This is a genomic window from Microcoleus sp. w1-18aA5 (assembly GCF_036701705.1).
In the GTDB taxonomy this organism is placed as follows: domain Bacteria; phylum Cyanobacteriota; class Cyanobacteriia; order Cyanobacteriales; family Microcoleaceae; genus Microcoleus.
On record NZ_JAUPTE010000060.1, the window covers coordinates 1 to 14,643 of the forward strand.

Consider the following 14,643-nt stretch of genomic DNA (forward strand, 5'->3'; position numbering starts at 1 on the left):
TTTTAATAATTTTAGGAATCGCGTATTAGCTTGCTTTTCTGATTAGAGAAACTTATAACCATAAGTTCAGGAGAGCCGTAAAATCCAATACAAATCCGGCTTAAGCTGCACAGTTCGCTGTTCTGAGTAGATTGTTCTTAACTCAAAACAGCTAATTGACTATTGCGTTCGATTGCACCCCCAGATAGTTTGGCAAATCGAGCGCATTAATAGTCTTTCATTAATTTTTTTCAGGATCGGGTTCGACTTGTTCTGTCGGAGATTCCGGCGCGGGTTCCTGTGGATTTCGCGATCGTTTCATGCGATCCAATGCCTCTGCGTAAGACCAAGCCACGCTCACAAGAAAAGCTTTCGCCATGCCGGACAAATTTTGTGCATCCTCGGTTTCAGGCGCTTCAGCTTTTTGGTTGCCGTCGTTCATCATGTTTTTGTTTTCTCCCGGGCAGGTTTGTCTAGCGATTTTTTGCAGTCTGCGATCGATACCCACAAATTATGATTTTTCTTGCACCCGCACCCTACTTATCTTTGAGGATATGACCTTGATTACCACGAATAATATCATAAATATGCTGATTGGATGACCGAATCAGAAAGAGACCTTAACTTCGCTGGTTGCCTGCAACACTGACTCCTGCTGGGAAGTGTACTTGTAAGTTTCGATAATTTAATGAATAGCTTGATTCTTTGCCGGACTACTTTCATAAATTAAAATAACTATTTATTTTAGAGTTTATCTCTAATCAGAATTCCAGAGCTGTTGAGAAACTGCCCGGAGCCGTCTAATACGGTTAGCCATTCTCGAAAGCGAGGGGTAATAACTGCCTTGACAAACTCCTGCTATTCTGATTCATCAATTGTCTCGCATCCCGGTTTTGTTAAGCCAAAATACAGTTCATCTTTGAGGAGATTTGTTTGCTTGGCATTAGTCTCCGAAGTTTCGGGAAGTTGAGCGCGGGCAATTGTCGCATGACAAACAGGCAGGATGAACAGCAGGCCTGTCAAGCAAAGACTGTTAATATATTTATTCATCAGGAATTACGCACAAATTCTATATTGTGGGCCATTTTTTCTAGCGTGCCCTTGAAATGCTGATTGAGAATCCTGCAATATCTCAGTTTTAACCACCGAGTCTGATCAACGGTTTTTTAACCCGAATTTTATTTAATTTAACAAGATAAAAAATTTTCAACTCAAAAACCCGGTTTCTCAGGTGAAACCGGGTTTTTGAGCATCTGTTCTAGTTTGTTTATGCTCGCCTACTTGATTCCGTCTGCCGTATTAAGTAGCTCAACTTATTTAAACGTCAAACTTTTCAGGTGTTCAGAAACCCGGAAGGGCCAGCACTCTTGGCTGCGCCCCGAAAGCAATCAGGTTTCTCAAAGTGTTATATTTTTTTAGGTGGAGCTACTAATCCTTTAATTCGCGGATACTTCTCTTAGCAGTGTCTTGATACATCTCCCCCATTTCTTTCACGGCTGCTCCTGCCTCTTGGCCAATCTTCTGGGCTCGTTCGCCGGGAGAGTCTGATGTTTCGCGAGCTTCTTGCCTCCATTCCCGCGTTGTTTGGGGTCTTTCAGAATTGTTGAGCTCGGATTTTGAGCTAGCTTGCGCGCCAAAACCTTTGTTACTGCTTCCCGAATCAACATTTGTTGTTAGGAGCAAAAAACCGACTAGGACAACACTCAAAAAACTCTTGATTTGAAAACCCTTAAGCAGGGAACTGATGCGAGCAATGGCTGTGGAAATCAAATTCATTTCAGTAATACTCCCTAAGTTAATTGGTGATAATTTTCAACGTTCTTTCATCTAATTGACTCGCTCCAAAATCAGCAGCTAATGCGAGGTAAAGCCAACTTAGCTTTAACTTGCGATTAACCACCTAAATAGAGTTATAGGTTAGCGATAAAATCTGGTAAATACGCCACCTATGTGTCAGCCAATTAGCTTTTTCACACATGAATATCACGTTAACAGCCGCCAAATATTTCTACCTCTAACTAAAGTCATAACTTAGTTAGAAGCAAAAAACATATTTTTATACACATGGTTAGACAATTTTTAATCAAGCATGCTCTGCAGGGCAAATTCTTATTGCAAGCGATCGCCCGTTTTCACGTCAAACCAGTGCAGCAACTGAGGCGGAAAAACCAGCTCTACAATTTCGGAATTCCAGTGGCGGTCATTTGGCAACAAAGCCCGCACCGTTACTGAGTCCAAACCTTTAACTCGGACGCTAACTAAATTTTGCATTCCCAAGTTTTCCACTAAAAAAACCTCACCTTTAATTGCCTCTGGGGCAGACATCTTGCCGGCCTCTGCATCTGCAAAGCCGACGTGTTCCGGGCGAATTCCCAACACAATTTCTGGTGGCACAGTTGGCATATCTGGGAGTCGAACTCGAAAATCGCCCAACATCGCAAAATTTCCCTGGCATTTAAGCACGAGCAAATTCATTTGCGGGCTGCCCACAAAACCAGCTACAAACTGATTGGCCGGACGAGTATAAATTAAGTGTGGCGGGTCTAGTTGCTGGACGTTGCCGCTGTTGAGAACTGCGACTTTGGTAGAAAGCGTCATTGCTTCGGTTTGGTCGTGAGTTACGTACACTACAGGAGCTTTTTGGGAGGAAAATAATTGTTTGAGTTCGGCCCTAACTTTTTCCCGCAATAATGCGTCGAGATTGCTCAAAGGTTCGTCTAGCAAAAATACTTCCGGTTGGCGCACTAATGCGCGGCCGAGGGCGACTCGCTGCCGCTGTCCGCCTGATAGTTTTCCTGGTTTGCGATCGATTAATTCCGTCAATCCGAGGGATGTTGCAACTTCCGTCACTAACCGATTGATTTCGCTGGAGGAGATTTTGCGAAGTTTGAGACTCGATGCCATATTTTCGTATACTGTCATGTGCGGATACAGCGCGTAACTTTGAAAAACCATTGCTATATCACGATCGCCCGGCCTGAGATAAGTGACATTGCGATCGCCAATTCTAATCTCGCCCCTAGTTGGCTGTTCCAACCCTGCAATTAACCGCAGCGTGGTAGATTTGCCACACCCCGACGGCCCCAGCAAAGTCAGAAATTCCCCTTCGCTAACATCCAAACTAATGTCTTTTACGGGAACTACTTTAGGGCTGTAGGTTTTATTGAGGTTTTTGAGTTGCAATTTTGCCATGATTTTAAACTGTTGACTGTTGACTGTTGACTGTTGACTGTTGACTGTTGACTGTTGACTGTTGACTGTTGACTGTGTTGTTTGACTCGTTCCCAGGCACAGCCCAGGAACCAGTTCAATCTAAAATCTAAAATCTAAAATCGATTTATCCTTTTACCGCCCCCGCAGTTAAACCCTGAACAATGCGCCGCTGGAATACTAAAACCAGCAAAACCAAGGGCAAAGTTCCCAAAACGGTAGCTGCGGCGATCGGGCCGTAAGGAATCTCAAATACTGACACCCCGCTGAGTTGAGCCGTGGCGACAGGAATAGTTTTCAGAGATTCGCGAGTCATAAATGTTAGTGCAAAAATAAACTCGTTCCAAGCTGAAATAAATGTCAAAATTCCAGTTGTGACTAACGCAGGAAATGTCATCGGTAGCACGATTTGCCACAGCATTTGAAAAGTGTTGTATCCGTCAACTTTAGCGGCATCTTCCAAATCTTTTGGCAACTGTTGAAAGAAACTTCGCATCACCAAAATTGTCAGTGGCAAATTGATCGCGGTGTAAGGAATAATTAATGCTAAATAATTATTGCCTAAATCCAAAGCTTTGACAATTTCCAGCAGTCCCAAAAATAGCAGCACCGCCGGAAATAGCGTCACAATCGTCACAGTTGCCAGGATGATTCTCTCCCCCCACAGTCGCAACCGGGCTAAAGCGTAAGCTGCGGGAGCGCCTACTGCTAAACACAGTAATGTTGAAGTAATGGAAACAAAAGCGCTATTTAAAATGTAAAGTGCAAACGGGCGGCGCTGGAACAGCGACAGATAATGCTCGAAAGTAATTCGTTTGGGAATATAGACGTTTGGAATCGCTGAAATATCCGCATTTACTTTAAAAGAAGTTAGCACTTGCCAGATAATGGGTGCGAGAAAATATGCGACGATTAATATCGCTGAAATTGGCAAGATTAATTGCCGGATGTCAAAGTTTTTTTTGCTAGGTTGTTCGCTGGCGATCGACATAATTTATACCAATCAAATAAATGTGCAACTGTGGGTTATCTCAAATCTAAAATCCCCAATTTAACATCGTCTTAGTTTCCTCCGGCTGCATTGGTGCGGGCTCTCGATAACAAATAAGCGGCGAGCGCAACTGCTGCCACTAACATCAAAAAAGTACACACCACCAAAGCCGCCCCGTACCCAAAGTCTAAATACCTCATTACCGTGCTGTAAATGTAGATAGAAACGGTCTCTGTTGCCCCCGCCGGCCCCCCTCCCGTCATCACCTGAATCAAGTCAAAAATGCCGAAAGATTGGGCAAATCGAAACAGCAAAGCAATCACAATTTGGGGCATCAGCAGGGGAACCGTAACTTGACGGAAACTCTGCCAGCTACTCGCGCCGTCAATCGCGTGTGCTTCGTACAAATCACCGGGAATTGACTGCAATCCTGCTAGCAAAAGCAAGCTGACAAAGGGCGTAGTTTTCCACACATCTGCTGTAATCACTGCCATCATTGCCAAAGTCGGATCTCCCAGCCAGCTAATGCTATTTTGAATCAATCCTAAACGCCTCAAAATGTCGTTAATTACGCCGTATTGGTCGTTAAAAATCCACGCCCAAGCTACTCCCATCAATGCAGTCGGCAGCGCCCAAGGTAGCAGAGAGATTGTGCGAACAATGCCGCGCCCTGCGAAGGATTGATTTAAGACTAAGGCAATGCCCATACCGAGAATTAATTCCAGCACAACAGAGGCGACAGTAAATACAGTGGTGTTGCCTAAAGTTTGCCAGAAACGCCCGTCGCCTAACATTCGACTGTAATTAGCAAAACCGGAAAAAACCAGTTTTAATTCTGTACCGAGGTTTTGGGTGAATAAACTCAGCCAAAAAGCGCGCAATATTGGGTAAGCAAATACTAGCATCAGAATTATCAAAGCTGGTGCTACTAATATCCATCCGGTTTTTTGTTCGCGCTGTCGCATCTTGTCTAATTGCATATTGCTCACCTTTTTCTCGTTTGATCTTAATAATAAGATGGACTTTGTATCTCTCGCTTGTAGCCGACTCTCGATCCCCCTAAATCCCCCTTAATAAGGGGGACTTTGAACGTTCCAATTCTTCCCTTTTTAAAAAATACTTTGAAGGTTCCAATCTCCCCCTTATTAAGGGGGGCTAGGGGGGATTGATCTGAAAGCTAGAAGTTAGGAAGCTTGGGGTTGTTTCAAACTGCCTAATAAATTGCGAGTTTCGCTAGCTGCTGCTTTCATTGCTTGTTCTGCACTCATTCTCCCGGTAAAAGCTGAACTCAAATAACGCTGCAAAATATCAGAAGCTTGAGCGTATTGTGCCAGGGGCGGGCGCAAAGCTGATCGTTCCACTACTTTTAGCAGTTGCGGGTAGTGGGGATATTTGGCTACTATTTCTTTGTTGGTAAATAAGGATTTGTAACTGGGAACTAAACCGGTTTGTAAAATAAATTTGCGTTGGGTTTCCTCGCTGGTAAGATACTGAATTGCTTTCCACGCTTGTTCTGGATGTTTTGAGGTTTTGGCAATTCCCCAGCCCCAGCCGCCCAAGCAGGAACCGCCTGTTTTACCGGTACTGCTGAGCATTGGCTCGATCGCAATTTTGCCTCTAACATTCGATCCTTCGGCATTTGCCAGCTTCCAAACATACGGCCAGTTTCGTAAAAACAGTGCTTTGCCATTTTGAAACAAAAGCCGGGTTTCTTCTTCTCCGTAGGTGGTGACACCCGGAGGAGAAATGCCAGAGGCGATCGTATTTTTGAGAAATTCCACTGCTTTAATTGCCTCCGGTTTATCTAACCCAACTTCAAAAGTTTCAGGGTTAGCCCAAAAGCCGCCGAAACCGGAGAGTACCTCGACAAACATCGCAGATACTCCCTCGTATTGTTTACCTTGCCACAGATAACCCCAAGTTGCTTTTCCCTGTTTCTGCAAGTTGTGAGAGATTTTTACCATATCTTCAAAGGTTTTCGGCGCTGGAATTTTCGCTTGTTCTAAAATGTCTTTGCGGTAATAAAGCATTCCGGCATCGGAAGCATGGGGAATGCGGTAAAGTTTGCCCCGATACCGCCCGCCTTCGACGTTACCTTGGATGAATTTTGATAGTTGTTCGGGGGGAATTCTGTCTGTCAAATCCCTTACCCAACCTGCGGCTGCAAATTTGGGAACCCAGACAATATCCATGTTGATGATGTCGTAGGGCGATTCGCCTAAAAGAAAGGCAGATGTGTAAAGATTTTCTATGAGGTTGCTGTCAAAAGGCCCTTCTATGAGGTTGATGCGAATCTTGGGGTTTTTCTGTTCAAATTCTTTGACAAAGGGTTTCCAGTTAACAAGGTCTTGACCTTGCATTAACATGGTGAGCACGACTGGCTGTTGAGTCAGTGCCGGCAGAATAAATAAAAGCAAGACGGTGGCTAATGTGACAACGAATAAGGCTAAAAGACGGGGACGCTTCTGGCTTCGTTGCTGCGGGGAATTTATTTTTTGCATTTGCTTTTGAGAAATGGCGGTGCGATCGCCTTCTTTCTCTCATAACTCGCTTTCTTTTGTTTCGCTGGATTTACCGAGTTTGTGCAATAAAAATTTAAGTAAACTTTAGCTTACTTAATAATGCTTGAGTGAAGAGTGCAAATTTTTATTTCACTAGCTAGAATGGGATTTAAGTAAACATCTATCTACAGATAGATATTGAGAGAATTGTCTGACTTGATAAAAGTCGGCGGTTGAAACAGCTCAAGAGTCAAATTTTTATCCCTCTCGCTTGAGACTAAAGAATCAACGGGGTATTAAAGCCGGATTTTGTATTACACACTTTTGACACCCAGCAACCGGGTTTTATATAGCAACCGCCAAGATGATTAGGACGTTCTTAATCGCACAAACATAAACGGTTGATTGCAACTTCTTCCCTATTCCTTCTTCCTTAAGCTGTTCAACATTTAAATTGTGTGTCAAAAATCAATAAAAATTTTGTGGGACGGGCTTCTAGCCTGTCCCGAATTTCCAATTTAAATGCGTAATAGCTTATTCCCTATTCCTTCTTCCTTCTTCCTCCTTCCGTGGCTCCGTTATATCCGTTACATCCGTTACAGAATCCGCTGCCGAACTTCCTTCTTCCTTCTAAATACAAAAAACACCGCTCCTCAAAACAGGAGAACGGTGTATAGGGGGTGTTATGGGTTGTTGTCTGGGATTAACCTTAACAAATCACGATCGGCTGAGGCTATGCCTTGTGATGGTTAAAAAATTGGCACAAACCTGCACTATTGCCTGTTTCTCGATCGACCGCGAGCGATTAGCCCAACCATTCTACAACAGCATCTTCCTTGGTATTGGTGCGCCGTTCTGGGGTTTCGCGGTTGAATTTCAAGTGGATGGCGCGGTTTTGTTCGCCATCTGCGGCTACTGCAAAAATCGGATAGTCGATTAAGCCGTCTTGGAAGGACATCTGGAAGCGGAAAGTGCCGTCCGGATTGAGTTTAATCGGCTGTCCGCCTACGTAGACGGTAGCGTCGGGTTCGGTGGCGCCGTAAACGATCAGTTCGGCATCAGCAACTAACCAGAACTGGCGGGGGCGCATCGGGGCGGCGAAGCCAACTCCCGACATACCGACACCGGACATACCGAAACCGGACATGGTGAGGCCGGACATACCGACACCCGACATGGTGAGGCCGGACATACCGACACCCGACGCGGTGAGGCCGGACATACCGACACCCGACGCGGTGAGGCCAGACATGGTGGGAGCCGCCCACATTCCGACGCCGGAGGGGAACACATAGGAACTGAGAGCTTGTTCGTGGATGCCGACTTGCTGGACGGAACCGGCGACGTGCTGCATGGAACCGAAAATAGAACCGGCTACGCGCAGGGATTCGGCAGATTCTGCCATGCCGAAGATTTGTTCGTAGATAGCGTTTTCGGTGCTGTAACCGAAGCCATTGGCTGCTTGTGCGAGTTTCTTGGCCGGAGGAACCAGTTCGGCGAAGGTTTTGCCTTGCAAGTCTTCTTCCCAGTCGAGGGTGATGAATTGGTCTTCAATCCAGTCGCTGGGATAGACGGGAGGAACGCGGACTTCTGCCGATCGAGCTAATACCAGCCAGCGGCCATCTGCACAGCGGTAGCCGATGTCGATCGCGTAGTCCCGATCGCTCACGGGGATTGGCACGTACCATTCCCGCGCCAGTTCGTCGCAGGGATATTCTTGAATGCTGTGCGGGCTTTGAATGTCGAGGTTAACATCTGTAACGTCGTAGATCCGCAGGGCTAGTTGCTGTCCTCCTTGGCGACGCAACTCTTCTTTGCGATCGTTGGGAATGTCCCAGTAAGTGTAGGCCCATTCTGGGTCGCGGGGCATTAACACCACCCGGCTTTCGCCGTAGCCGTTGGGCAAATCTGCTAAACCTTCATCTACAGACGACAAAGAACCGCCTGTTCTATCTTCTTGACCTAGTTCAAACTTTGCTGCTTCCACTGCTTCTTGTGCCTCTAGTTTGCGAGATGGGCTGTAGGAAAATTTGGTGCGCTGAATCTCTTGAATTGATGCCAGGAGTTGCGATTTCCGCATCCGGCTGTAGCGAGAGACTCCACATTCGCTAGCAACTCTGCGGAGTTGTCGCAAAGTCATCTCTTCTAATGGTGGGCGTTCTTTTGCCATGAGTTCGTTCTCCACTAATTTGGGATGGCGGGTTAGATTTTTTTCTTTCAACACAATTGTGTTGACTTTTTGAGTTAGAAACTCTTTTAAATCCACATATTATCGAGCTTCCAAATCTCTCCAACCTTTGAAGCCTTGCTTGTTTTTAGCTTGTCTTTTCCCCCATGCGATCGGGGGTTTGGACTTATTGGCTTCTGCGCGCACCGTTCGATCTAAATAAAGCTTTATCTGTCGATTCTTGATTGACAAGATCGATTTTGTAAGTGCGATCGGTGCTGCTAGCAACGCTGTGCTGGCAGCACACGCGCTATTTCGACTCCCAGTGCTGCTTAATCGAAGCATTTCTTTGGGATCGCTTTGTCATGACTTAATGTTGCAGACAAGTTGCGATCGGGTCAAGGGGTCTTTTGCCTCAATCCTGGGTACTTATACGCATTTTCGTGATTTTGGGGATCAATATGTCAGGGAATCTTGACATTGACGAGGTTTAGGGGATCGGTGTTGAAGCCAATATCAGGATTTGATGACATATTGGGATAGGGGGCTTTTGATGGGTTTGGAGGGTGGGGGCGATCGTTTAGAATGGATATGTCTTTGCGAATATGACAAAGTGGAAGACTTTCTATATAATCCTTCTAACAAGAAGGCTTCGCGGGAGCATCCCGATTTTGCAAAAATATTAGACTGCAAATTAACCATTCAAGTAGGCACAACGCAGTTGTAACATTTGAGAAACACTTTCAGATTTCTACTGTGAAGAATGAAATGTTTAGTTTTGTACCTATCTGCTTGACGGCTGATTCTACGGATCCCAATCCGATGGAGGCTGGTGGGAATTACTGACAAGTCTCATTCAATCCGATAACAACTAACTAACATCATTGTTCATTTTCAATCCTCACCTGCCAAGTCTCCAAAGTAGTACCTATTATTTTATCAAGATTTGTCAAAGCATTAAAATAGGCAATCCTCGCATTAAGTTCTGCATTTCTAGCCTCTATTAAATCCTTCTGAAAAGTCACAATATCGATACTCCGAGAAGTTCCCACTCCCAATGTTCTTTTGTCTCGCTCTATTTCTAATTGCTTTTGCGCTAACTCCCTTGACCTTTGAGCTAGTTCTACTTGCTTAAGATTCAAATTTATATCTCGAATTGCATTTCTGACCTCAACTTCCAGTTTTTGATTGGACTCCTTTAACATATTCTCAGCTTGTAATAGCTTAACACGACTATTCTGAAAATCTCGCTCAATTCCTCTATTTCCAAAATCGCGAGTCAAAACCAGTCCCGCTCTCAAATCCGAGCTGCTGTCTGAAAGATTGGTAGCATTATTATTAATACTTGCATTTACATCCAATTTCCATTTTCGATTATTTTCCGCTACGAGCAAGTTATATTTAGCGATTTCCCGGTCAAGCTGTACTTGTAAATAATCAGGACTATTTGACAGAGCTAATGGTAAAACATTATCAAAATCCAGAGGGTTAGTCTGTACAGCAGCAGATTCTCTTGCTATTATATTAAGATTGCGATCGAGGTCTAGAACTTGCAGCAGTGCTAATCTTGCCTTCTTCAGTTGCTCCTCACTAGCTAATACTGTCACTTCCCGATCTGCCACAGCTTTTTCACTTGTAAAAATATCAACTCTTGCTAGCCTTCCTGCCTCAATCAAAACCTGATTAGTCTGCAATTCTTGACGGGCAATTTCCAGAGAACTTTGTGAAATTTTAACTTGTTCCTGAGCCTTAATCAACTCTCTATAGGTTAAAATTACTTCAGTAATTATCTCAATTAGCTTCGATTTCAAACTCAGAATATTTCTTTTTTCACTCAGGCGAGCAATCTCAATTGGTGCTCGGTTGACAGCAACTCCAGCTCCCCTTAACAGAGGTTGGGTAAAATTTAACGTTAGATTTTGACTTAAAGAACCTTCACTATTAATGCCAAAACCATTCGCATCTGGTCCTTGTTCACTACTCCAAACAAAACTTATATTTCCTCCTGTGGGAATTTTGACACTCACCTGGGCAGATAAATCGACTTCGCCAGTAGTGGTGAGTCTTCCCCCATTCCTCCAACGAATTGATGAAACGGACAGTTTCGGTGTAAAACTAGGGACAAATAAACCTTCTGCTACGGATAAATCTTGTTTTTGGGCGATGCGTTCTAGATATTTATTTTTGATATCTCTGTTGTTTTCTAAGCCTAAAAACACAACTTCTGGTAGTGTTAGTTCAACCCCTAATTCATCCGCTATAGATTGCTGTCGAATAGTTAGATTTTGGCTATTTTTAGGTATTGGTTCTGCTGTTATTTCTGGATTCGGTGGAGCTTCAGCAATAACTATTGATTCTGGTTGAACAGTTTTTTTTTGAGTAGAAGTTGTTAATACTTGGGAATTTGGAAGTGGGGATTGGGAATGGGGAATGGGTGAGTGTTTGATTTTACTTGTTGGATTTTCGTCGGGAAATTGAGGAATAACTATTCTCTGGTTTGTAGTTAGCATTTTTCTCTGATTTGGGGGCTTAATGAGCGCCTGATTTTGCGGTAGATTTTGGATGTGTGGGAGATGTTTTTCAGTGGGAACTGGCAAAATTTTGCGCGCGATCACCGATTTAGAGCTAACATCAGTTTTTACGGTTGAACTAGACTTAAAAGCTACAACAAATATCGCCAATAGCCCACAGGTTGCAAGCATAACGAGGCTAAAACGAAATATCCAAGGAATATCGTAGCGAGCAGGGGAATCGCTATTTGGGAGATAATCTTCGTGCGGTTGCTCAGTCATGCTAACTCAGTTATTCCTGCAAGTAATTTTATGGCGATTTCCTACGGGATGACTACCCTTGACGCAGCGCTTTAACAGGATCGAGTTGACTAGCTCGCAGAGCCGGGAAAAATCCCGCTCCTACACCCACCGCTAATGCCGATCCTAGAGCCAAAGCTGCTGTGTTGCTGTCAAATTTATAAGGCAACTTAAAAACATCCGCTACCACCACTGTTAACCCGTGTACCGTCACAATAGCAGCAATTCCCCCCGCTAAACTCAGAATTACTGCTTCTAGAATAAACTGCAACATTATATCTCTCTGAGTAGCCCCGATCGCACGTCTCAAACCAATTTCGGGGGTACGTTCCATCACCGCCGCGATCGTAATATTAGCAATACCAATACCTCCCACCAGCAGCGAAATTACCCCCACCGCCAATAGTCCCCGCGAAGAGAGCTCCAGAGTTTCCTGCTGCTCCAAAATTTTCTTAACATTGTTGCTAACATAAATTTCTGCCTGGGGAAAGCGCTGCTTCAAAACCTTTTTGGCCTGCTTTTCCATCCCTTTAATATCTTTGAGATTGTAAGGGCGCACCGAAATTGAGTTAATTCTCTGGCTCCCTGTTATAGCCTTGTAAACCGACATCGACACCAACATTTCACCTGTTGGTTTTTCCGAAGAATCTTGCTTACTCTCCATCACGCCGATCACAATATAAGGTCTGCGGTCAACATAAATGCGCTGACCTACAGGTTCCATGTCACCTGTAAAAAGTAGCGATCCCAGCCATTCATCGATTACTACTACGGGTCGATAGTCAGCAAAATCACTAGGGGAAAAAAAACGCCCCGTCATTAATCGCCGCCCCGATGTCAATAAATTATCTTGAGAAACCGCGACCATATTAGGTTCCGCTTTTTGCGCCTGAAATATAACTTTATTGTCATTAAAGCCAAACCAATTTTCGGCGCTAATCGCCCGAATTCCTTTCAGCCTTTGCCGCAAAAATTCCATATCTTCTAATTTCAAGCTTGTGTCACCCCACATAAAGATTCGCACTTGAGGGGCTTCTCTCTCAGCTAATTGCTTGGCAATCACGGCGCGGCTAATGTTGCCAACTTGCAGCGTTGCGCTGACCGCAGCTACACCCATAAAAACTCCAACTGTAGTTAGGACAGAACGCAAAAGATTGCCACTTAGGGACAGGCAAGTTAGGCGGATTAGGTCAATAGGAGAAAGGCTCATAAGTAATTAAAAATCAAAAATTAAGATTTCGGACATTAATAAAATTAGCTAATTTTATCCTACTCTTTAATTTTTATTCGATATCGTCACCCTCTGTTTTTTCTTTCTTTTTAGTTGTTTTTTCTTCCTGAATAGGAGTTCCTGGCTTTAAGGAAGGTTCAGGAGGGGGTATCACAACACTGTCACCTGACCGCAAACCGGAAGTTACTTCCACCTGAGTTAACCCTTCTAAACCTAATGTAACTGACCGTTTCTGGGCTTTGCCTTGATTGTTACGAATCCACACAAAAGGCTTAGACTCCGATCGCACAATTGCCTCCGTATTCAAAACTACTACCTTCTGGCGCTGCTGCAAAATGATCTCCACATTCACTTGACTCCCTGGAATCAAAGTCCGGGTTGGAGCATCGAGTCTTACTGTTGCAGGGACCGTTGGTTGACTGCCTTGATTAGAGCCGTCATTTCCTTTACTATCACCACTTTGAGCAAGAATATACAAGCTTTCTACTCTTCCTGAAAACTGATTAGAATTGGGACCAATAATGCTGATGCGAACGGACTGATTGGGTCTAACTTTAGCAGCATTGAGCGTAGAAAGCTGTAGTTTTACCAGTTCTTGTGAAGGGTCGCCTAATGTCAAAAGCTCTGTTCCTCGCAGCACCCCGTCGCCATTTTTAACTTGAATATTAAGTACCTTGCCATCAATAGATGCAGTCACCACATTGTTTTTTAATTCCTGTTCTTTTTCTCGGTACTCAAGCAGAGAGCTTTGGAGATTGGGGCTATTTGTAGCAACATCTAACTGAGCTTGTCGCACTCCTGACTGAGCAGCGCTCACTTGTTGCTGAAGTTCTTGCTCTTTATCTTGTCGCTGAATTTGCCGACTTTTGAGTTCGAGCATATCGGTGTTGATTTGAGACTGTGCGTTTCGTAAACTGACTTTAGCATTGCGAACTTCGTCTTCTTGGGATCGCACGTCATTTCTCGAAATATAACCTCTTTCAAATAAGGCTTTTTGCTCGGTAAGTTTCAGATCAGCAGCAGCCAAAACCACCTCGGCGTCAACAACTTTTTTGCGATTATTTGCTAAGGCAATTTCCTGTTTTTTAATTTCTAATAAATCGTTATTTTGCCCGGATTTATAATTTTGAACTCTCTCTTGGGCGGTACTGAGCGTTTCCTGGGCTGCGACAAGTTTTTGGCGTAAGCTTTCTAGAGTGAGTTTTTCTTTTTGAATCACCAACTCTTGCTTGCTGAGAATTGTTTGTTTTTGGGGGTTACGAAGAGTGATTAAGTTCTGGCCAGATGTGATATTTTGCCCGATTTTTACTAACACTTCATCAACAGTAGCATCAACGGGAGATTTAAGAGTTTGTTGACCAGCCAATTCAATAGTGCCGCTTTCATTAATCGTATCTTCAATATCGCCAAGTTTGACGGGGATCAAGCGCACTCCTATAGGTTCTGGAGGTCGATTTTGATATAACCCGTAGACAAATAAGCCCCCGCCGATGCCTAGAGTGAGAAAACTAGACCACAGTAGCCATTTGACTCCTGTTTTGAAACTATTCTTTTCTTTATATTTCACTGTCAACTCCCCCTACAAACTGTAAATAACTGTTAAGCGTGCGCGATCGCCCTTTAACCGTTTTGGTTACTGTTTGGATAAAAAAATGGCAACTTTGGGGCTGACATATTCTAGCATCTGTTGACATACTACTTTCTCTCTTCCCTTCTAAGGTCGCTATTTCTTATGAATCTGTATTGCGTTCTAA

At 44.1% G+C, this 14,643-nt stretch carries 13 protein-coding genes; 1 reads left to right on the top strand and 12 read right to left on the bottom strand.

Annotated features, from left to right (window positions below; genetic code table 11):
* Nucleotides 1–220: 220 nt before the first annotated feature.
* From Q5691_RS19780 to Q5691_RS19820, 9 genes are all read right to left on the bottom strand, one after another.
* The gene (locus Q5691_RS19780; protein ID WP_333214584.1) at nt 221–424 is read right to left on the bottom strand and encodes a hypothetical protein; all 204 of its coding nucleotides are present in this window, start codon (nt 422–424) and stop codon (nt 221–223) included.
* 299 nt (nt 425–723) lie between these two features.
* Nucleotides 724–816: a hypothetical protein gene (locus Q5691_RS19785; protein ID WP_333214612.1), complete on the bottom strand. Its 93-nt coding sequence runs from the start codon at nt 814–816 to the stop codon at nt 724–726.
* Between the two features lie 21 nt (nt 817–837).
* Nucleotides 838–1,029: a hypothetical protein gene (locus Q5691_RS19790; protein ID WP_333214583.1), complete on the bottom strand. Its 192-nt coding sequence runs from the start codon at nt 1,027–1,029 to the stop codon at nt 838–840.
* Between the two features lie 378 nt (nt 1,030–1,407).
* Nucleotides 1,408–1,755, bottom strand: a complete 348-nt coding sequence (locus Q5691_RS19795; protein WP_333214581.1) for a hypothetical protein — start codon at nt 1,753–1,755, stop codon at nt 1,408–1,410.
* Between the two features lie 333 nt (nt 1,756–2,088).
* The gene (locus Q5691_RS19800) at nt 2,089–3,171 is read right to left on the bottom strand and encodes an ABC transporter ATP-binding protein (RefSeq protein WP_333214580.1); all 1,083 of its coding nucleotides are present in this window, start codon (nt 3,169–3,171) and stop codon (nt 2,089–2,091) included.
* A 145-nt stretch (nt 3,172–3,316) separates the two neighbouring features.
* Nucleotides 3,317–4,180, bottom strand: a complete 864-nt coding sequence (locus Q5691_RS19805; RefSeq protein ID WP_333214578.1) for a carbohydrate ABC transporter permease — start codon at nt 4,178–4,180, stop codon at nt 3,317–3,319.
* A gap of 71 nt (nt 4,181–4,251) precedes the next feature.
* Nucleotides 4,252–5,160, bottom strand: coding sequence for a sugar ABC transporter permease (locus Q5691_RS19810; RefSeq protein ID WP_333309609.1), 909 nt, complete (start codon nt 5,158–5,160; stop codon nt 4,252–4,254).
* Nucleotides 5,161–5,364: 204 nt separating this feature from the next.
* On the bottom strand, nt 5,365–6,681 hold the full coding sequence (locus Q5691_RS19815) for an ABC transporter substrate-binding protein (RefSeq protein ID WP_333309612.1): 1,317 nt from the start codon (nt 6,679–6,681) through the stop codon (nt 5,365–5,367).
* An 805-nt stretch (nt 6,682–7,486) separates the two neighbouring features.
* The gene (locus Q5691_RS19820; RefSeq protein ID WP_333214572.1) at nt 7,487–8,851 is read right to left on the bottom strand and encodes a DUF4912 domain-containing protein; all 1,365 of its coding nucleotides are present in this window, start codon (nt 8,849–8,851) and stop codon (nt 7,487–7,489) included.
* Between the two features lie 523 nt (nt 8,852–9,374).
* Here Q5691_RS19820 and Q5691_RS19825 point away from each other — a divergent pair.
* Entirely contained in the window at nt 9,375–9,575 is a 201-nt protein-coding gene (locus Q5691_RS19825) for a hypothetical protein (protein WP_333214570.1), read from the top strand.
* Between the two features lie 154 nt (nt 9,576–9,729).
* Here Q5691_RS19825 and Q5691_RS19830 read toward each other — a convergent pair whose 3' ends face one another.
* The 3 genes from Q5691_RS19830 to Q5691_RS19840 form a co-directional block, all read right to left on the bottom strand.
* The gene (locus Q5691_RS19830; RefSeq protein WP_333346506.1) at nt 9,730–11,358 is read right to left on the bottom strand and encodes a TolC family protein; all 1,629 of its coding nucleotides are present in this window, start codon (nt 11,356–11,358) and stop codon (nt 9,730–9,732) included.
* Between the two features lie 334 nt (nt 11,359–11,692).
* The gene (locus tag Q5691_RS19835) at nt 11,693–12,868 is read right to left on the bottom strand and encodes an ABC transporter permease (RefSeq protein ID WP_333346509.1); all 1,176 of its coding nucleotides are present in this window, start codon (nt 12,866–12,868) and stop codon (nt 11,693–11,695) included.
* Between the two features lie 73 nt (nt 12,869–12,941).
* Nucleotides 12,942–14,456, bottom strand: a complete 1,515-nt coding sequence (locus Q5691_RS19840; protein WP_333214564.1) for an efflux RND transporter periplasmic adaptor subunit — start codon at nt 14,454–14,456, stop codon at nt 12,942–12,944.
* Nucleotides 14,457–14,643: the final 187 nt, after the last annotated feature.

Excerpts from the sequence above, each read along its gene's own strand:
- Q5691_RS19790 (WP_333214583.1), bottom strand. The coding sequence starts at position 1,029 with ATGAATAAATATATTAACAGTCTTTGCTTGACAGGCCTGCTGTTCATC.
- Q5691_RS19820 (WP_333214572.1), bottom strand. The coding sequence starts at position 8,851 with ATGGCAAAAGAACGCCCACCATTAGAAGAGATGACTTTGCGACAACTC.
- Q5691_RS19780 (WP_333214584.1), bottom strand. The coding sequence starts at position 424 with ATGATGAACGACGGCAACCAAAAAGCTGAAGCGCCTGAAACCGAGGAT.
- Q5691_RS19815 (WP_333309612.1), bottom strand. The coding sequence starts at position 6,681 with ATGCAAAAAATAAATTCCCCGCAGCAACGAAGCCAGAAGCGTCCCCGT.
- Q5691_RS19825 (WP_333214570.1), top strand. The coding sequence starts at position 9,375 with ATGACATATTGGGATAGGGGGCTTTTGATGGGTTTGGAGGGTGGGGGC.
- Q5691_RS19800 (WP_333214580.1), bottom strand. The coding sequence starts at position 3,171 with ATGGCAAAATTGCAACTCAAAAACCTCAATAAAACCTACAGCCCTAAA.
- Q5691_RS19810 (WP_333309609.1), bottom strand. The coding sequence starts at position 5,160 with ATGCAATTAGACAAGATGCGACAGCGCGAACAAAAAACCGGATGGATA.
- Q5691_RS19805 (WP_333214578.1), bottom strand. The coding sequence starts at position 4,180 with ATGTCGATCGCCAGCGAACAACCTAGCAAAAAAAACTTTGACATCCGG.
- Q5691_RS19830 (WP_333346506.1), bottom strand. The coding sequence starts at position 11,358 with ATGCTAACTACAAACCAGAGAATAGTTATTCCTCAATTTCCCGACGAA.
- Q5691_RS19795 (WP_333214581.1), bottom strand. The coding sequence starts at position 1,755 with ATGAATTTGATTTCCACAGCCATTGCTCGCATCAGTTCCCTGCTTAAG.
- Q5691_RS19835 (WP_333346509.1), bottom strand. The coding sequence starts at position 12,868 with ATGAGCCTTTCTCCTATTGACCTAATCCGCCTAACTTGCCTGTCCCTA.